This is a genomic window from Bradyrhizobium sp. USDA 4353, from assembly GCF_054063215.1.
Genome location: NZ_JBSSGB010000001.1, coordinates 2299909 through 2318300 on the forward strand (window position 1 = coordinate 2299909; position 18392 = coordinate 2318300).

The 18392-nt window shown below is 66.4% G+C and carries 14 protein-coding genes and 1 pseudogene; 7 read left to right on the forward strand and 8 right to left on the reverse strand.

All coding sequences use genetic code 11. The features are described from left to right. The first annotated feature begins 7 nt into the window (after nt 1–7). Nucleotides 8–574: a hypothetical protein gene (locus ACVILH_RS10295; RefSeq protein ID WP_456712791.1), complete on the forward strand. Its 567-nt coding sequence runs from the start codon at nt 8–10 to the stop codon at nt 572–574. A gap of 24 nt (nt 575–598) precedes the next feature. Further along, the gene (locus ACVILH_RS10300; RefSeq protein WP_456712792.1) at nt 599–1066 is read left to right on the forward strand and encodes a secondary thiamine-phosphate synthase enzyme YjbQ; all 468 of its coding nucleotides are present in this window, start codon (nt 599–601) and stop codon (nt 1064–1066) included. Nucleotides 1067–1184: 118 nt separating this feature from the next. Here the strand turns inward: ACVILH_RS10300 and ACVILH_RS10305 are convergent, their stop codons facing one another. Next, a complete protein-coding gene (locus tag ACVILH_RS10305; RefSeq protein ID WP_456712793.1) occupies nt 1185–2810 on the reverse strand; it encodes an MFS transporter in 1626 nt (541 codons plus the stop codon). A 429-nt stretch (nt 2811–3239) separates the two neighbouring features. Here ACVILH_RS10305 and ACVILH_RS10310 point away from each other — a divergent pair, with 429 nt between their 5' ends. After that, nucleotides 3240–3914 carry a response regulator gene (locus tag ACVILH_RS10310; RefSeq protein ID WP_456712794.1) on the forward strand — a complete coding sequence of 225 codons (675 nt, stop codon included), beginning with the start codon at nt 3240–3242 and terminating at the stop codon, nt 3912–3914. Nucleotides 3915–4333: 419 nt separating this feature from the next. Further along, nucleotides 4334–4528: a hypothetical protein gene (locus tag ACVILH_RS10315; protein ID WP_456712795.1), complete on the forward strand. Its 195-nt coding sequence runs from the start codon at nt 4334–4336 to the stop codon at nt 4526–4528. A 286-nt stretch (nt 4529–4814) separates the two neighbouring features. Here the strand turns inward: ACVILH_RS10315 and ACVILH_RS10320 are convergent. After that, nucleotides 4815–5103, reverse strand: a pseudogene (locus ACVILH_RS10320) (HigA family addiction module antitoxin). Nucleotides 5104–5113: 10 nt separating this feature from the next. Continuing rightward, nucleotides 5114–5398 carry a type II toxin-antitoxin system RelE/ParE family toxin gene (locus tag ACVILH_RS10325; RefSeq protein WP_456712796.1) on the reverse strand — a complete coding sequence of 95 codons (285 nt, stop codon included), beginning with the start codon at nt 5396–5398 and terminating at the stop codon, nt 5114–5116. Between the two features lie 189 nt (nt 5399–5587). Between ACVILH_RS10325 and ACVILH_RS10330 the strand changes: the two genes are divergently transcribed. From ACVILH_RS10330 to ACVILH_RS10340, 3 genes are read left to right on the forward strand one after another with little or no spacing between them, the layout of a single operon-like run. Then, a complete protein-coding gene (locus ACVILH_RS10330) occupies nt 5588–5911 on the forward strand; it encodes a PadR family transcriptional regulator (protein ID WP_035648044.1) in 324 nt (107 codons plus the stop codon). Beyond that, a complete protein-coding gene (locus ACVILH_RS10335; RefSeq protein WP_456712797.1) occupies nt 5911–6483 on the forward strand; it encodes a DUF1700 domain-containing protein in 573 nt (190 codons plus the stop codon). The genes ACVILH_RS10330 and ACVILH_RS10335 overlap by 1 nt, the downstream gene beginning before the upstream one ends. A 13-nt stretch (nt 6484–6496) precedes the next feature. Beyond that, nucleotides 6497–7453 (forward strand): GIN domain-containing protein, encoded by a 957-nt coding sequence (locus ACVILH_RS10340; RefSeq protein ID WP_456712798.1) that lies wholly within the window; start codon nt 6497–6499, stop codon nt 7451–7453. Nucleotides 7454–8007: 554 nt separating this feature from the next. Here ACVILH_RS10340 and ACVILH_RS10345 read toward each other — a convergent pair. The 5 genes from ACVILH_RS10345 to ACVILH_RS10365 all read right to left on the reverse strand — a co-directional run bounded on the left by ACVILH_RS10345 (nt 8008) and on the right by ACVILH_RS10365 (nt 18264). Then, nucleotides 8008–8976: an alpha/beta fold hydrolase gene (locus ACVILH_RS10345; RefSeq protein ID WP_456712799.1), complete on the reverse strand. Its 969-nt coding sequence runs from the start codon at nt 8974–8976 to the stop codon at nt 8008–8010. A gap of 170 nt (nt 8977–9146) precedes the next feature. Then, entirely contained in the window at nt 9147–12668 is a 3522-nt protein-coding gene (locus ACVILH_RS10350) for a PAS domain-containing hybrid sensor histidine kinase/response regulator (protein WP_456712800.1), read from the reverse strand. A 415-nt stretch (nt 12669–13083) separates the two neighbouring features. After that, on the reverse strand, nt 13084–14313 hold the full coding sequence (gene hemA / locus ACVILH_RS10355) for a 5-aminolevulinate synthase (protein ID WP_456712801.1): 1230 nt from the start codon (nt 14311–14313) through the stop codon (nt 13084–13086). A 194-nt stretch (nt 14314–14507) separates the two neighbouring features. Further along, entirely contained in the window at nt 14508–15566 is a 1059-nt protein-coding gene (locus tag ACVILH_RS10360; RefSeq protein WP_456712802.1) for an MBL fold metallo-hydrolase, read from the reverse strand. A 559-nt stretch (nt 15567–16125) separates the two neighbouring features. Beyond that, nucleotides 16126–18264: a methyl-accepting chemotaxis protein gene (locus ACVILH_RS10365; protein WP_456712803.1), complete on the reverse strand. Its 2139-nt coding sequence runs from the start codon at nt 18262–18264 to the stop codon at nt 16126–16128. Between the last annotated feature and the right edge of the window lie 128 nt (nt 18265–18392).

The window sequence follows — 18392 nt, forward strand, 5'->3', positions numbered from 1 at the left end:
GCCAGTCATGAATCTCATGCAACACTATCGGCAGCCTCTCGTGGTCCTCCTGGCGTTTGGATGCCTGGGCGAGCCCGCGCTGGCCGAGGACGCCGCTCCTGACAGCGACAAAGGCCGTTACACGATGTCGACGACGCCGGACGGCGTGGTCCGGCTCGATACCAGGACCGGCGCGGTCTCGACCTGCAACAACAATTCCGGCTCCGGCTGGGCGTGCTACGCCGTTCCCGACGAGCGCGCCGCGCTGGACGCCGAGATCGGCCGGCTGCAGGCGGAGAACGAAAAGCTGAGGGCTCAGCTCGCCTCGCGCGACCAGAGCATCACCGGCAAGATCGACGAGCCGCTGCCGAAGGACCAGGCGCTGCCCAAGTCGGATCAGTTGAAGTCGGACCAGTTGAAGAAGGCCGAGCCGAAGTCGGGTGATACCAAGTCTGCGGACGGAACGCGCAAGCTGGAGATCCCGTTGCCCAGCGACCAGGACATGGACCGCATGATGGGCTTTCTCGAGCAGGCCTGGCGCCGGCTGCTCGACATGGCCAACCGGGTGCAGAAGGACGTCTCGGGCAAGATCTGAGGCAAGGCTGAGGAGGCGGACTGCATGGCCGCAAGATCGATCACGCGGGCAGCGCCGTCGAAAGCTGTCATCGACAGCGTCGTCACCTCGGTGTTGACCGTGCAGACCTCCGGCCGTGGCTTCACCGATCTCACCCGCGAGGTCGACGCGTTTCTGCGCGAGGTCCCCGCAAGAGAAGGCGTCGTGACGGCCTTCATCCGCCACACCTCGGCATCCCTGACCATCCAGGAGAACGCCGATCCGACCGTGCTGCGCGATCTCACCACGGCGCTGTCGCGGCTCGCGCCGGAGGATGCCGGCTGGGTGCACGACACCGAGGGCCCCGACGACATGCCGGCGCACATCAAAACGATGCTGAGCTCGGTCTCGCTGCAGGTGCCCGTGCAGGACGGCCGCATGCTGCTCGGCACCTGGCAGGCGATCTATCTGATCGAGCATCGCGCGCGTCCGCACGCGCGCGAGGTGGTGCTGCAGTTCATCGGGGCGGGCTGACGTCAAAAGAGAAAACCTGTCTGCTGAAATGCGGAACGGCCGCGGAGCGATCCGCGGCCGTTCGTTGTGGAGATGGATGCGAGCGGTGGCGCCGCTCGCCTCACGATCAATGGTCCGCTCAGTGATCCTGGATGTTGACGTCCTTGGTCTCCGGCAGGAACAGGAAGCCGACCACCGCCGTGATCACCGCGAACGTGATCGGGTACCACAGGCCGGCATAGATATCGCCGGTCGAGGCCACGATCGCGAAGGCGGTCGCCGGCAGCAGGCCGCCGAACCAGCCGTTGCCGATGTGATAGGGCAGCGACATCGAGGTGTAGCGGATCTTGGTCGGGAACAGCTCGACCAGCATCGCGGCGATCGGGCCGTAGACCATGGTCACGAAGATCACCAGGATGAACAGCAGGCCGATGATCGCGGCCACCTGCGGACGGAAGATGTCGAAGGGGTTCGACATCTTCACGATGGCCGCGTCGCCCGCCTTCGGATAGCCGGCGGCCTGGACGGCGGCGAGCACCGCGGGGTTGCCGGCCTTGGCGTCGGCATAGGCCACATCCTGGCCGTTGACGGTCACCTTCACGCCAGAGCCAGCCGGACCAGGCACGGTCGAGTATTTGACCGACTGCTGGGACAGGTAGGCGCGGGCGGTGTCGCAGGGCTGGGTGAAGACGCGGGTGCCGACCGGGTTGAACAGATCGCCGCAGCCGGCGGGATCGGCCACCACTTCCACCTTCACCGTCTCGATCGCCTTCTCCAGCGCCGGGTTGGCGTTGCTGGTGATCATCTTGAAGATCGGGAAGAAGGTGAGCGCCGCGATCAGGCAGCCGCCCATGATGATCGGCTTGCGGCCGATCTTGTCGGAGAGGATGCCGAAGACGACGAAGAAGCCGGTGCCGAGCAGCAGCGACCAGGCGATCAGCAGGTTGGCGGTGTAGCCGTCGACCTTGAGGATCGATTGCAGGAAGAACAGCGCGTAGAACTGGCCGGTGTACCAGACCACGCCCTGGCCCATGGTGCCGCCGATCAGCGCCAGCAGCACGATCTTGGCGTTGCTCCAATTGGCGAAGGCTTCCGTCAGTGGCGCCTTCGAGCTCTTGCCCTCTTCCTTCATCTTCTGGAACACCGGCGACTCGTTGAGGCGCAGGCGGATCCAGAGCGAAATGCCGAGCAGCAGGACCGAGACCAGGAACGGAACGCGCCAGCCCCACTTCGCGAAATCGGCCTCGCCGATGATCGTGCGGGTGAACAGGATCACCAGCAGCGACAGGAACAGGCCGAGCGTCGCGGTGGTCTGGATGAAGGAGGTGTAGTAGCCGCGCTTGCCGTTCGGCGCGTGCTCGGCGACATAGGTCGCGGCACCGCCATACTCGCCGCCGAGCGCGAGGCCCTGCAGCAGGCGCAGCGAGATCAGGATCACCGGCGCGGCGAAGCCGATCGATTCGGCATTCGGCAGCAGGCCGACGATGAAGGTCGACAGACCCATGATCAGGATCGTGACCAGGAAGGTGTATTTGCGGCCGACGATGTCGCCGATGCGGCCGAACACGATGGCGCCGAACGGGCGGACCAGGAAGCCGGCGGCGAAGGCGAGCAGGGCGAAGATGTCGCGGGTGGCCGGCGGATAGGCGGAGAAGAACTGCGCGCCGATGATCGAGGCCAGAGACCCGTACAGGTAGAAGTCGTACCACTCGAAGACGGTGCCGAGAGAAGAGGCCAGAATGACGAAGCGTTCGTCCTTCGTCATGCCTCCCGATCTCGCTTGCGTGGCGACCATTGTTGACATTGGCATTCGCTCCCCAAGATCGTTGTGATGATGGCTTCGTCTCCGCATGCCGGACTTGGACGGCTGTCGTCGCGGAGGCCTTGGCGCTTAAGTAACATTGCAGTGAAACTCGGCCCAATACGACTTTCGGCCCTGGCCGGCGCGCGATGCGGGAAAGGTGGGGACATTGCGGCGGATCAAGTTCGCTCACCGGCCGCCGCGCTACTGATGTTGCGTCGCACAAGGTGCGGATTAACCGCCTTCCCCGCCAGTGGAATTGCATGCTTGCATGCAACCGGTCGGCGGGCGAGTATTTCTGCGAAAGCCAGCGTGCGTGCAGATGCAGCATGGTGCTGGTGTCGCAAGGTCAGGTCGGGATTGTTCAAGTCAGGATTGGTCAAGTCAGAGTTCATGGCGGCTGCCAGCACCCATCTCGTCATTGCCGATGATCATCCGCTGTTCCGCAACGCGCTGCGGCAGGCGGTCGCGAGCGTGCTCGCCGAGGCGGTGGTCGACGAGGCCGGCTCGTTCGAGGACCTGACCGCGCTCCTGGAAAAGGACTCCGAGGTCGATCTCGTCCTGCTCGACCTGACGATGCCCGGCATCTCCGGCTTCTCCGGCCTGATCTATCTGCGCGCGCAATATCCGGCGATCCCGGTCGTGATCGTGTCGGCCAGCGACGACGGCGCGACGATCCGGCGCTCGCTCGATTTCGGCGCCTCCGGCTTCATTCCAAAACGGTTCGGCGTCGACACCCTGCGCGATGCCATCATGAAGGTCATGGACGGCGAGATCTGGGTTCCGCCGGACACCGACCTCGCCGCCGGCGCCGATCCGGAGATGACGAAATTGCGCGACCGCCTGGTGACGCTGACGCCGCAGCAGGTGCGCGTGCTGATGATGCTGTCGCAGGGGCTGCTCAACAAGCAGATCGCCTACGAGCTCGGCGTCTCCGAGGCCACCATCAAGGCGCATGTCTCGGCCATCCTGCAAAAGCTCGGCGTCGAGAGCCGGACGCAGGCGGTGATCGCTGCGGCGAAGATCGCGGGAAGCGCGTGGCGGCAGGACATGCCGACGGGGAAGTGATGGGCAGATCGCCTGTTGATTCAAGCCTGCCTCCAAGGTGAGATTGTTGACCCTCTCCATGAACACGCCTCTCGGCGTGTTCATGGTCAGTGTGCAGGACGGCCTTTGGTGCCAGATCCTCATGGTGAGGAGGCGCGTAGCGCCGTCTCGAACCATGAGGCCACAGCGCGGGCCTCGCCCTTCGAGACGCACGCCTTCGGCGTGCTCCTCAGGGTGAGGAGCTTCAATCGCTGTGCAGTGAGGTGATTCCATTTCGACCGCGAGACCCAGGCCGCTCCCGGACAGTTCAAGGCATTCGATTGAAGGCTCATCGCGGCACAGCTTTTCGTCTTCGCGGCGCCTCCGGCGTCCGAGCTTTGCTTATCGATCGCCCTCTTCAAACCAGAGGGCGCAGGGAAGGCCGGGCGCTGGCCGCGCCCGTGGCCCGCCTGCAGCAAAAAAAGCAGGCGGCAGTCACCACAGGTCTGGCCGAATACACCCGGCCCTCCCTGCGCGATGGTTTTGACGGCTGCTCCGAGCTCTCCCCGGGGACCGGCTTTCTTGCCCCCGTCGTCAGCAACATCGTCGTCACCGACTTGGCATCAGCGTCGGGATGCCAGGACCACACGGCTTGACCGTGCGCGCCGGATCGTTCGTCCGCGAACCCCAAGCCCGCTGCGCTCCGACGCGCCCACCGCATCCCGCACCCCACGTTCGTGACGATCGCGAAGCGCCCCTCATGACGAGCACGGGACGACTCAAGGGATAACATGATTTCTGGGAAAAAGAAATGGAAAAGGGAGCGAGGACGGCTCGAAAATTCTACCGGGCTTTAGGGTGACGTGTACTACCCGATGGATGGCTTGCTTGAATTGATCGGGCCAGTTCTCCAGGATCGGCAAGGCCAGACGAAAGTCCAGATTAACTGGCTGCGCGCGTCGGCAGCTTCTTCACGGCTTCGCCCACCTCCTGCTGCGCCAGACGCAGTTCGTAGATCTTCTGCAAATTGAGCCAGAATTCCGGGGCTGCTGCCGAACCAGTGGCCGAGGCGCAGGGCCGTGTCGGCTGTGATACCGCGCTGGCCGTTGATGATCGCGGTGATCCGGTTGACGGGCACATCGAGCTGACGCGACAGCTCTGCGGCTGACATGCCGAGTTCGCCGAGCTCTTCGGCAAGGTGAACACCGGGATGAATAGGACTGCGTGCCATGATGGACCTCCTAATGATAGTCGACGATCTCGACGTTGACGGGACCCGGCGAGCCGGGCGGCCATTCGAAACAGATCCGCCACTGATCGTTGATGCGGATACTATACTGGCCTTGCCGATCGCCCTTGAGCGCTTCCAGCCGATTTCCTGGAAGTGCGCCAAGATCACTTAGGCTCGTCGCCGCTTCCAGCCGGTCGAGACGTATCTCGGCCTGCCGGGCGAAACCGGAGAATTCCCTCACGGCCTCGCCGTTGGCGAAACGCTCGGTCTTCCTGTCACGGTAGCCGACGATCATGATCCTGTCCCATAGCTCGAATTACGCTTTACGTAAAGCGTCCATAAGCGTGTTTCAAGGGATAGTCGCACGAAAGGGCAAGCCGCCGAGGCAAGGGCCTGCCGGCTCCCGGTTGCATTCATCAGTGGGACGTACCTGTTCAAAACATGTACCTTGTATCACAAGATAGCTCCTGATACCTTCTCTCTCATGACGGACCAGATGCAGGTGCAGCTCAAGAAGGGGGCGCTCGAATTGTGCGTGCTGGCGCTGCTCGCGCGCGGCGAGAGTTATGCCTACGAGATCGCCAGTGAGCTTTCGACCGGCGTCGGCATGGGCGAGGGCACGATCTATCCGCTGATGCGGCGCATGCAGGACGACAGGCTGGTGGAGACGCGGCTGGCCGAATCCAACAGCGGGCCGCCGCGCAAATATTATCGGCTGACAGCGGCAGGCCGCTCCGCCTTTGCCGCGCAGAAGCGCGAATGGCGGGCGTTCACGAATGCCGTCGATAGCTTGCTGGGAGAACGTTGATGAACCGCGTCGGCTTCCTGGATCTGCTCAAGGCCGGTCTTGCCGGATTGCCCGCTGCTGACGTCGACGAGATCATCGCGGACTACATGTCCTATTTCGACGAAGCCGCTGCGTCCGGGCGCGATGAGGCTGAGGTGGCGGCGGCGCTCGGTGATCCCCGGCGATTGGCGCGCGAGCTGCGCGCCGAGACCGGGCTGCGGCATTGGGAGGAGCACCGCAGCCTCGGCAACTCGGCCGCGGTGCTGCTGGCGCTCGGCGGGTTGGCCACGGTCGACATCCTGTTGTTGTTGCCGCTGCTGGTCGCGGTCATCGTGGTGACGCTTGCGGTCGGCCTTCTGGTCTTCGTGCTCGGCGTGGTCGGCATCGGCATGTTGCTCAGCCTGCTCAAGGTCGGCCACTTCGCCTCGATCGCCGCGATGGGGCTGCGGGCGGTCGCCGGCATTGGCCTGATCGCCGGCAGCATCGGCTGTGGCGCGCTGCTGCTGCTGGCGCTCAATTCTGCGGTGAGGATGCTCGGCAACTACGCGAGGCTGCACTACCGGCTGCTCAGGCCGGAACATGAACCTGTGTGAGTGGAGATGTGCCATGAACGGACGGCTCGGACGTATCGCAGCGGCGTCATTCAGCGTCGCCGCAACCTGCGCCATCATCACGGTCCTCGCTTCGGCGAGCGACTGGATCGACGGCGACGAATTGCCCTGGGCAGGGCGGCCCTGGGTCGGCAGAACCTGGGCCGCGGCGTCGCACGGCTGCGGAGGGATGCCAGGGGCGAGCGGGGTTGAAACGCGCGAGCGCCGCACGGCCGATCTCGCATGGTCCGGCGGCGACGCCATCAAGATCAGGATCCCGGCGCAGGTGCACTATCAGCCCGGCCCGTCGCCGCAGGCCAGCGTCACGGGTCGCGCGGATCTGGTCGGCCATGTCCGAATGCGCGACGGCAGCCTGGAGTGGGATACGCCGGAATGGGGCCGGCAGGTCGACTGTCTCCAGGCGGATGATCTCGTCGTGCAAGTCTCCGGGCCTTCGGTTGCGGCCTGGACCGTCCAAGGGTCGGCCCGTCTCGAGCTCTCCGATCTGCGCCAGGATGCGCTGCGCATCACGGCGCATGGCAGCGGTGCGGTGATCGCGAGCGGCGAGGTCCGCGACGCGACGGTCGAGGCGGCGGGCTCCGGCGGCGTCGATCTCGGCCGCCTCGCGACCCGGACCACCCTGGCCAACATCCATGGCAGCGGCAATGTGAAGCTCCCCGAGAGCAGCCAGGACTCGCTGCGGATTACGCTGCACGGCAGCGGCGGCGTGAGCGCCGGCGGCACGGCGCAGCAGGTGTCCCTGGAAGCGTCCGGGTCGGGCCGCGCCGATCTCGGCAGGCTGGTCGTCGAACGCGCCAGCGCGACGATTCGTGGCAGCGGCGACGTCGACCTCGCGCCGCGGCAGGACGCGGATGTTTCCGTTTCGGGCAGTGGAGTCGTGCGGTTGCACGGCGCCGTGGCGCGGCTCAGCTCGCATGTGTCGGGATCAGGCCAGGTCAAGCAGGTGCCGTAGGAGTTCGCGCCCTCCGCGCTCTTCCTGACGCGCTCGCGGTTGGCGCGCCGCGTGAGAGCATGATGTGCCTTCCACGGAATCGGATCATGGCGGTAGCACGCACGGCTCCGATTCCTCAGTGCGCAGCTTCCAGGTCAGCCCGATGTCACCCTGCCCTGGAGGGGGCGGGCTATCGCGAAAATGAGGCGCGTTGAATACCGACGTTGCGGCCATCCTTCGAGACGACCGCCTGCGGCGGTCCCTCAGGATGAGGGCATTCTACGCGGCATAATGTTGAATCCTCATGGTGAGGAGCGTCGCTCTTGCGACGCGTCTCGAACCATGCAGGCCGGGATGCCGCCGCGCAGAGAGCCATTTGCGATAGCCCTGCCTGGAGGCGGAGGGTCGGCTCATAGGCGCGAAGCGCGTGTGAGCCAGGGTGGGGTGATCTCTCCACTTGCACCGGTTTTCGCCGAGAGATCACCCCACCCCGCTCGCCCGCTTCGCGCGCGATCGACCCTCCCCCTCCAGGGGAGGGTGAGATTGAATTCGCGGCGCCTTCATCGCATCATCCTTTAGGGAGCGGCTTTCGGGCCCGGCTGCGCGTTGAGGAAGGCGTCGATCGCGGCAACCGTTGCCGCGGGCTGCTCCTCCATCAGCCAGTGGCCGGAGCCGTCGATGACCTGCTGCTGCACGTTGTCGGCGCCGGCGCGTGCCACCACGGCCATGGTCGGGCCGAAGGACGCGGAGCCGCCGATTGCCAGCACCGGCATGGTCAGCTTGCCATGCGCGTCGAGCCAGGCGCGGTTGTCGATCGTGTCCTGATCGAAGGCGGCGAACTGGCTGAAGCCGGCATGCATCCGGCCCGGGCCGGCATAGAGCTGCGCGTAATGGACGCGCGCGGCTTCCGGGAAGTTCGCAGGCTTGGCCGAGAACTCGTTCCAGAAGCGGTCGAGATAGATGCGCTCGCGACCCTCCACGAGGCGCTCCATGTCCGGGCCGCCGAAGCGGAAGTGCCACAGCAGCGGGCTCTTGAGGATCTCGTCCCACGGGCCGATGCCCGGCACCGGCGCGTCCATCAGCACCAGCTTGGTGATGCGGTCGGAGTGCCGCGCGGCCAGCGCATAGGCGACCATGTTGCCGATGTCATGCGCGACGACGTCGGCGGTGCGGGCGCCCAGCGCATCCATCACGCCGGTGATGTCCTCGGCCTGGTTGGCCTTCTCAAACCCCTTGTCGGCGCGAGCGGAGAGGCCGAGCCCGCGAAGGTCAGGCACGATCACGGTGTGGTTCGCCGACAGCTTGGCGGCGAGCGGCACCCACATGTCGCCGGTATCGCCATAGCCGTGCAGCAGCACCACGGCCGGCCCGCTGCCGCCGACGCGGACGTGGATCGTGGTGCCGTTGGTCGGAATCTCCTGGGTGCGGAAGGCCGCCGGGAAATGGCCGGGCGCCTCGGCCGCATCGGCGAGGGCGGCGCTGGTTAGGACAGTGAGTGCGGTGGCGGTGAGGGCGGCTCGTTGCAGCAGGCCGGGCAGGGTCATGGCGGTCTCCTCTGGGCTCGTCGGTGCACGCAAAGCTAGACCGGCGCCGATCGCGGTAACAGAGGAGTGTGAGCCCAAGTGGGCGTGTTCGTGGACCATGTTGTCGAGCGGATGAGCGAAGATCCCGCAAAGCCGCCAGCGCGGCGGCGGGAACCTCGGCGCTGCAGCGACTACTCCGCCGCCACCATCTGCTGAATGCGCCACTGTCCGAGCAGCGCGCGCAAGGACGCCGGCTTTAGCGGCTTGTTGAGCACGGCGATGTTGTCGTCGCGGGCGGCGGCGCGGACGTGGGGGCTGCGGTCGGCGGTGATCAGGATCGCGGGCAGCGTCTCGTTGAAGCGGCGGCGGATGTCGCGGATCGCGGCGATGCCGTTGCCGCGGTCGAGGTGGTAGTCGACCAGCAGGCCCGTGACGGCGCCGTTGCGGGCGGCGATCGCTTCTTCCGCGGATTCCGGATCGGGGACGGCGATCACTTCGGCGTCCCACGCGGTGAGCAAGGTGCGCATGCCGTCGAGGATCGCCGGGTCGTTCTCGATGCAGACGATCAGCGCGCCGGAGATCGGCGTCTTGGCTAATGGTGTCGCGCTGGTGACGGCGGCAGTGTGGTTGATCGCCTTGGCGATCGGCACGGTGACCGAGAACACCGAGCCGCGGCCGGGGCGCGAGTCCAGCGCGATGCCGTGGTTGAGCACGCGGGCGATGCGCTCGACGATGGAGAGGCCGAGGCCGAGGCCGCGGGCGATGCGCGCGCCTTGTTCGAGGCGGTGGAATTCCTTGAAGATCTCGCCGCGCTTGACCGGGGGAATGCCGACGCCGGTGTCGTAGACGCCGATCTGCAGCGAGGTGCCGTGGCGCCGGCAGCCGACCAGCACGCGGCCTCTGGGCGTGTATTTGATGGCGTTGGAGATGAAGTTCTGCAGCAGCCGGCGCAACAGGAGGCGGTCGGACTCCACAGGTAATGAGCTGGGTACGAAGATGAGATCGAGGCCCTTGGCGCGCGCGGCCGGCGCGAACTCGATTTCCAGCGAGCGCATCAGATCGGCCATCTTGAAGCTCGAGACCTGCGGCGTCATCGCGCCGGCATCGAGCCGGGAGATGTCGAGTAGCGCGCCGAGGATCTCCTCGATGGCCTCGAGCGAGTCGTCGATGTTCTCGACCAAGCGGGAATCCTCGCCGGCCGTCTGGCGCTCGACCAGGCTTGTGACGTAGAGCCGCGCGGCGTTCAGCGGCTGCAGGATGTCGTGGCTGGCGGCGGCGAGGAAGCGCGTCTTGGAGATGTTGGCGTCCTCCGCGGCGCTCTTGGCGACCGCGAGCTCGGAGTTCAGCCGGGTCAGCTCCTCGGTGCGGTCGCGCACGCGCTTTTCCAAGGTGGCGTTGGCGCGCTCCAGCGCCTCGGCGGCTTCGAAGGACGGCGTCACGTCGGTGAAGGTGATGACGAGGCCGCCGTCGGGCATTTTGTTGGTGCGGACCTCGATCACCATGTGACGGTCGGCGAGGCGTTCGAGATAGGACTCGCCCTCGGTGGTGTAGGCGGCGAGCCGGCGCGCCAGCAGCGCCTCGCTGTCCTCATAGGTCGGCGCGCCGATCGTGCCCATGAATTCGAGGATCTCGCGCAAGGGACTGCCGATCTGCACGAGGTGCGGCGGCAGGCCGAGCAGATCGACGAACTGGCCGTTGGAGCAGATCAGCTGCAGATCGGCATCGAACACGGCGATGCCCTGGCGCACATGGTTGAGCGCGGTCTGCAGGATCTCGCGGTTGAAATGCAGCGCGGCGTGGGAATCGTCGAGCAGCTTGAGCGCGGCCTTTGCGGAGACCGTCCGCTTGCGCAGCAGCAGCGACATCACCAGGCGCGACGACGCCGCGCCGATCGACGAGGCGATCAGGTGCTCGGCGTGGCGCAGCAGCTCGAAATCGGCGGGCGCGGCGGGATCGAGCGACATGTTGCGCTGGAGGGCGAAGGCCTCGAACGAGGCGCGGGCGCGGTCGGGGCCGAGATACTGGCCGACGGTGCTCTGGATGTCCTGCACGGTGACGGTGGAGCGCCAGCGCCGGAAGCTCGGCGCGCTCGGCGTCAGCTCCGCGGGTACAAACAAGTCGGCCTGCAGCAGCTCGATCGACGACGGTTGCCGCGCCAAGGACAGCACGATGTAGGTGAGCAGGTTGAGCGACAGGCTCCACAGCACGCCATGCAGCAGCGGTGGCAAATCGGTGCCGAGCAGCGCCTGCGGCCTGAGCGGCTCGAAGCCGAACGGGCCGTGCTGGAGGAAGAGAATGCCGGCGGTGGAGGTGTCGAGGAAGCTCGGGATGAACAGCGTGTACAGCCAGACCGCGAAGCCGACCAGCATGCCGCCCATCGCGCCGCGCGCGGTGGCGCGTCGCCACAACAGGCCGCCGAAGAAGCTCGGCGCGAGCTGCGCGATCGCAGCGAACGACAGCAGGCCGATGGCGGCGAGCTGGGCGGTGCCGAGCGCGCGGTAGTAGAAATAGGCCATCACCATGATGGCGAAGATCGCGATGCGCCGGGTGCCGAGCAGGAAGCCGGCAAAGTCGCGGCCGATCTCGCGCTGCGCCTGCTGGCGCTGCAGCACCAAGGGCACGACGATGTCGTTGCAGACCATGATCGACAGCGCGACGCATTCGACGATCACCATCGCGGTCGCCGCCGACAGGCCGCCGACGAACACCAGCACCGACAGCCATTGCGATCCCGCCTCGATCGGCAGCGCCAGCACATACATGTCGCTGTCGACGGCGCCGAACGGGAAGGTGACGAGGCCGGCGATCGCGATCGGGATCACGAACAGGTTGATGGCGACGAGATAGAGCGGAAACAGCCAGCGCGCGCGCGAGACCTCGGCGTCGTCGGCGTTCTCGACCACGCTGACATGGAACTGGCGCGGCAGCAGCATCGCGGCGCAGAACGACAGCAAGGTCATGGTCAGGAAGTTGCCGATGCCCGGCACGTATTCCAGCGCGCGCTCGGCCTCCGGCGATTTCATCGCGCGCTCGACCAGCTCGACCGGCGAGAACATCCAGAAGGTGACAAAGGCGCCGGCGGCGATGAAGGCGATCAGCTTGATGATCGACTCGGTCGCGACCGCCAGCATCAGGCCGTGCTGGTGCTCGGTCGCGTCGGTCTGCCTTGTGCCGAACAGCACGGCAAACACGGCCATCGCGAGCGTCACCATCAGCGCCATGTCGCCGACGATCGGAATATGGGCGAAGGCGCGGTCGTCGATCAGGATGGTCTGCAGCGAGGACGCGACGGCCTTCAGCTGCAGCGCGATATAGGGCACCGAGCCGATGATCGCGATCAGCGCCACGGTGGCGGCCACCGCCTGGCTCTTGCCGTAGCGCGCGCCGATGAGGTCAGCGACCGAGGTGATGTTCTGCGTCTTGGCGAGATGGATCACCCGCCGCAACAGCGGCGTGCAGGCGCCGACCATCAGGATCGGGCCGAGATAGATCGCCAGAAAATCCACGCTGGTGCGCGAGGCGAAGCCGACCGAGCCGAAGAACGTCCACGAGGTGCAGTAGATCGCCAGCGACAGCGGATAGATCAGCCCGGCGAGCCAACTGCGGCCTTCCGGCGCGCGCCGCTCCCCGGCCCGGTTGCCGCGGCTCGCGACCAGGAACAGGAACCCGATATAGCCGAACGCGGCCAGGATCACGCCCCAGTCGTGCAGCATGTCTCGCGCGAACTCCTCGTTTGTCCGCTCTGGAATTGAGGCGCGAGCTTAGCGCTTTGGGGAGGGTGCGGCGATAGCGATGTGGACAGGGCGCGGGCAATGAGGCGGCGTCGTTAAGGACGGGCGCCGCATCCGCTGTCGCCGCGCGGGCGCCCATGAGAGCCGACGTCGTCGCAGCAGGGCCGGTGCGCTCCCCTCCCCCTTGCGGGGAGGGGTCGGGGGTGGGGGTCTCCGGGCGCTGAATTGAGTGAGGCGCGCGTCGCCTTATCCGAAGATTCAATTGTGCTCTTGCGAGCCCAGGCTCCTCATCGGCAGCGGGACTCGTGGACCCCCACCCCCGACCCCTCCCCGCAAGGGGGAGGGGAGCGCAGCGCCGTCGCGGGGACGTGTGCGGGCTCACCACAACAAGTCAAAACTACTCCGCCGCCAGCGGCTTCTTGTGCAGCGCCAGGCCCAGGCGCTCCCAGACCTGCAGCAGGGCTTCCGCCAGGCGGTCGATCAGGCCGTCGTCGTGATAGGGCGAGGGCGTGATGCGCAGGCGCTCGGTGCCCTTGGCGACGGTCGGATAGTTGATCGGCTGGATGTAGATGCCGTGCTCCTCGAGCAAGAGGTCGGAGGCCTGCTTGCACTTCTCGGGATCGCCGACGAACAGCGGCACGATATGAGTGTCGTTGTCCATGACCGGCAGGCCGGCGGCGTTGAGGATCGCCTTGACGCGGGCCGCGCGGTCGTGGTGGCGCTCGCGCTCCCAGCTCGACGATTTCAGGTGCTTGATCGCGGCGGTCGCGGCCGAGCAGATCGGCGGCGGCAGCGCGGTGGTGAAGATGAAGCCCGGCGCGTAGGAGCGCACGGCGTCGATGATCTCGCCCTTGGCCGCGATGTAGCCGCCGAGACAGCCGAAGGCTTTCGCCAACGTGCCTTCGAGGATGTCGATGCGGTGCATGACGCCGTCGCGCTCGGCGATGCCGCCGCCGCGCGGGCCGTACATGCCGACGGCATGCACCTCGTCGACATAGGTCATCGCATTATAGCGCTCGGCGAGGTCACAGATCGCAGCCAAAGGTGCGACGTCGCCGTCCATCGAATACAGGCTCTCGCAGGCGATCAGCTTCGGCCTGCTGGGGCCGGCGGCAATCAGCAACTGCTCGAGATGGGCGAGATCGTTGTGGCGCCAGATCTGGCGCTCGCAGCCGGACTGGCGCACACCCTCGATCATCGAGTTGTGATTGAGCGCATCCGACAGGATCAGGCAGTCCGGGATCAGCTTGGCGAGCGTGGCGATGCCGGTCTGGTTGGAGACGTAGCCGGAGGTGAACAGCAGCGCCGCTTCCTTGCCGTGCAGGTCGGCGAGCTCGGCTTCCAGTTGCACCAGCGGGTGATGGGTGCCGGCGATGTTGCGGGTGCCGCCGGCGCCGGTGCCGACGCGGGTGGCGGTCTCGACCATTGCGCCGACCACCTTCGGATGCTGGCCCATGCCGAGATAGTCGTTGGAGCACCAGATCACGACATTGCGCGGTCCGTTCGGCGAGTGCCAGGTCGCGTGCGGGAACCGGCCGGCGATGCGTTCGAGATCGGCGAAGACCCGGTAGCGGCGCTCATCATGCAGACGACCGAGGGCGGCACTGAAATATTGGCTGTAGTCCATCACGAGACCTGACGTGCTGCGCTGCAGCGCAGCGCCTGGAACGGACCCTCTAAGCAGCGGGGCTTAAAGCCTTCTTAGAGCCTTTCCAGAGCGGCTGTCGAGCCGGAATCCCACGGCGGGACTTGGGCGATTTGTCCAAGGGAGTGCCGATGACGGCCGAACCACGCTCGTCTTGCGGCAGACCTGCGGCAGCCTCAGGTGGTGCGATAATGCAGCACGCCGTCGACCTCGCGGGCGGTCAGGCGGCCCTCGACGATCATGTAGTTGACGTGGGCGATCAGCTCGCCGGCGGCGAAGCCCATCTGGTGCGGGTCGAGCACGTGCTTGTGGAACACCACCGGGACGAGCTGCGCGGAGGTCTTGGTCTCTTCGCGGCAGGCGTCCGCGATCATCCGGCAGCGCTCCTCGTGATGGTCGGCGAGCTGCTTGATGCGGGTCTTGAGACCGTAGAACGGTACGCCATGGCCGGGCAGCACCAGGAGATCGTAGGGCAGCGTGGTGGTGAGGCTCGCCAGAGAGGCCAGATATTCGCCGAGCGAGTTCTGGTCCGGCTCGACCGCCCAGACGCTGACATTCGGCGAGATCTTGCTCAGCACCTGGTCGGCGGACAGGAACAGCTTGTCGGCGGCGCAATACAGCATCACCTGGTCGAGCGCGTGGCCGCCGCCGGTGATCACCTTGAAGCGGCGGCTGCCGATCTGGATCTCGTCGCCATGGGCGATGCGGCGGTAGGAGGCCGGCAGCACCGAGACGCGTTGCAGATATTCCTGGCCGCGGCCGAGCAGCTTGTCGGTCAGCGTTTCGTCCATGCCGTGGCGGCGGAAGAACAGCCGCTGCGCGTTGCGGCGCTCCTCGGTGCCGCGGTTCTGGTGATAGACCGATTGCAGATACTCGACCTGCGACATCATCAGCGGGCAGTTGAAGCGCTCCACGATCCAGCCCGCAAGACCGACATGGTCGGGATGCGAATGGGTGACGATGAGCCGGCTGATCTTCACATGCTTCAGCGGCCCATCGAGCAGCCGCGTCCAGGCGGCAATCGACTCCTCATTGCCGAAGCCCGAGTCCACCGCGACCCAGCCGTCGCCGTCGGCCAGCAGATAGATGTTCACGTGGTTGAGCCGGAACGGCAGCTTCAGCCGCAGCCACAGCACGCCGGCCGCTACCTCGACGACCTGGTCCTCACCGGGATGCTGCTCCCAGGGGTAGCGCAGGGCTTCGGCGGAGGAGATGGCGGTGTCGGTCTTGGTCATGTCTTCGGCTTAAACGCGGTCGCGGGCGAGCGCCAGCCGAAAAACGTGGCGGAAACACATGGCTGGACGGCATTCCGGGACGCGGCAGGCCGGGCCTCATGGTTCGAGACGCGCCGCAAGGGCAGCGCTCCTCACCCTGAGGGTCAAGCGCTGTGGGCGGCGCTGCACACCGACCATGAACACGCAAGGGATCCCATGGAGGGCTCATGTTTGGATGGAAGCAATGTCGGCGCGGCGATGTTGGTGCGCTCCCTCTCCCCGTTCTTCACGGGGAGAGGGTTGGGGTGAGGGGCTGCCACGCCCACCGACCGCGCTGAGAGCCCCCTCACCCGGATGCATCTTGAGATGCAATCCAGCCTCTCCCGGCACGCGGGGAGAGGCTGGCAGCGAGCGTCGCGCTCGACTGTCGCGACTCATGAGCATCAGCCGCGTGTTCATGGAGAGGGTCGAGAGCTTGTGCTCCGAATTCATTGCTCTGCCTGCCACGGAGCTGCCTGTATCTCCTCACCCCAAGGGCCCGCCAGAGACGGGCGTCTCGAAGGGCGAGGCCCGGCTGTCACTACGCCGCCCTGATGTTGGTCAGGAACGCATCGACCTCCTCACGCAGCGTGTCTGCCTCGCGGCGCAGCGCCTCCGAGGCGCTCAGCACCTCGTTCGCCGACGTGCCGGCCTGGGCCGAGGCGCTGGAGACGCCGGTGATGTTGTGGGACACCTCGCTGGTACCCGACGCCGCCTGCTGGATGTTGCGGGCGATCTCATGCGTCGCGGTGCCCTGCTGCTCCACGGCGGCGGCGATCGCGGTGGTGACGTTGTCGATCTCGGCGATGGTCTCGCCGATGTTGCGGATCGCCGCCACCGCCGACGAGGCGACCTGCTGCATGCCGGCGATCTGAGTGCGGATCTCGTCGGTGGCTTTCGCCGTCTGGCTGGCGAGGCTCTTCACCTCCTGCGCGACCACGGCGAAGCCACGGCCGGCCTCGCCGGCGCGCGCGGCCTCGATGGTGGCGTTGAGCGCGAGCAGATTGGTCTGCGAGGCGATCGCCTGGATCAGGTCGACCACGACGCTGACGCGGCTCGCATTGTCGGCGAGGCCCTGCATCGTCGAGTCGGTGGCGCCGGCCTCCTCGACCGCCTTCTTGGCGATCTGCGCCGAGGTCACGACCTGGCGGCCGATCTCGGCGATCGACGACGACAGCTGCTCGGTGCCGGCCGACACGGTCTGCACGTTGACCGAGGTCTCCTCGGCCGCGGCGGCGACCGCGCTCACCAGCGAGTTCGACTGATCGGCCGTCTGCGACATGCTCTGCGCCGTGGTCTGCATCGCGCTGGCGGAGCTCTGCAGATTGGCGAGCGCGCTGCGCACCGTCGCCTCGAACTCGGCGATGCGCGCCTCCATGCGCGTGGCGCGCTCGGCCTTGGCGGCGCTCTCGCGCTCCTGCGCGGCGGCGAGCGTCCGCGCCTGGATCATGTTCTCGCGGAACACCTGCAAGGTGTCGACCATCGCGCCGATTTCGTCGCGCTGCTTCGAAGCTGCGATCTCCGTCTCCAGATCGCCGCTCGACAGCTTCTGCATCGCCTGCTGCAGCCGCTTGATCCGGCGCAGGATGTTGCCGCCGACATAGAGCCAGACGAACAGCACCGAGCCGAGCAGGGTGGCCGCGCCCGCGCCGATCATGCCGAGCGTCGCCAGCTCGATCTCGCGTCCGGCGGTTCCGGTCGCGCCTTCGGTCGATTTGCGCACGCCTTCCACGAGCTGCTGGACGCTGATGTCGAGGCCGACATTGAGCTTGCGCGTCTCCTCCAGCACGGTCTGGCCATAGTCGTTGGCGTCGAGCTCCTTCTCGCGCGTCTTGAACACGCGGGTCTTGCCTTCGCCGAGCGCGGCGAGCTTCATCCCGGCATCGTTGATGGCCTTGGTGCTACGGCCGGAGGGCAGCAGCTCCAGGTTCGACTTGAGCTGCGCCAGCGAGTCCTTGAACTGCCGCTCGACCGCCTCCAGCGTGTCGCTGTCATTGGCGGAGAGCGCGGCCGCCATCTGCGCCACGATCAAATTGCCGGATGTGATGACGTTGCCGAGCTGCTCGACGAAGCGCGCCGCGGCGGTGGCGTCGTCAGCGGAGACTTCGGCCGCGCCGAGCACGGCGTTGAGCTGCGTCTGCGCGTCGAGCATCGGCTCGTTCGCCGCCTTGGTGAATGCCTCCTGTGCCTTGCGTAGCGCATCATATTGCTGGTTGTGGGTGGCGGCGACCGCGAGCCGCTCGCGCGCCGCCGACACCAGGCTCTGATTGGCCTCGTTGATGTTCTTGATGGTCTCGGCAAGCGGCGCCACGACGCTCTTGGCGGCGCCGAGTGCTGCGATTTCGGCAAGCCGCTGCTCGGTGCCCTTCTGGATATCCTGCATCTTCCTCAAGCGATCGTTGAGCGCGTCCTCGCTCTGCGATCCGAGCAGCGCGGGACCAAGGCTGGCGAGGCTCGCGCTCTGCGCCAGGAGTTGCAGGCTGGAGGTGAGGCGAGGAATGTCGCGGCCGGAGAGCTCGACCATGGTGCCGCCGATGTGGCGCAGCATCAGTCCGGCGCCGATGCTGATCGCGATCGCCATGCCGGCGATCACGGCGAAGGCCGCGAACAGGCTGCCACGGACGCCCCATCTGGGACGCAGGACTCCGAGCCTTCTGCTGAAGCTGAATCGACCCGCCATGTCTCGTTCCCTCGATAGCCGCTACTTTGAGCTGATGTTTGCGGGGCACTATCGCGGTAGCGAGTTAACAATCCGGGAAATTACGCAGATCTTGCTGATTTTTTGCGCATTCCCGCATTTCACGTCGC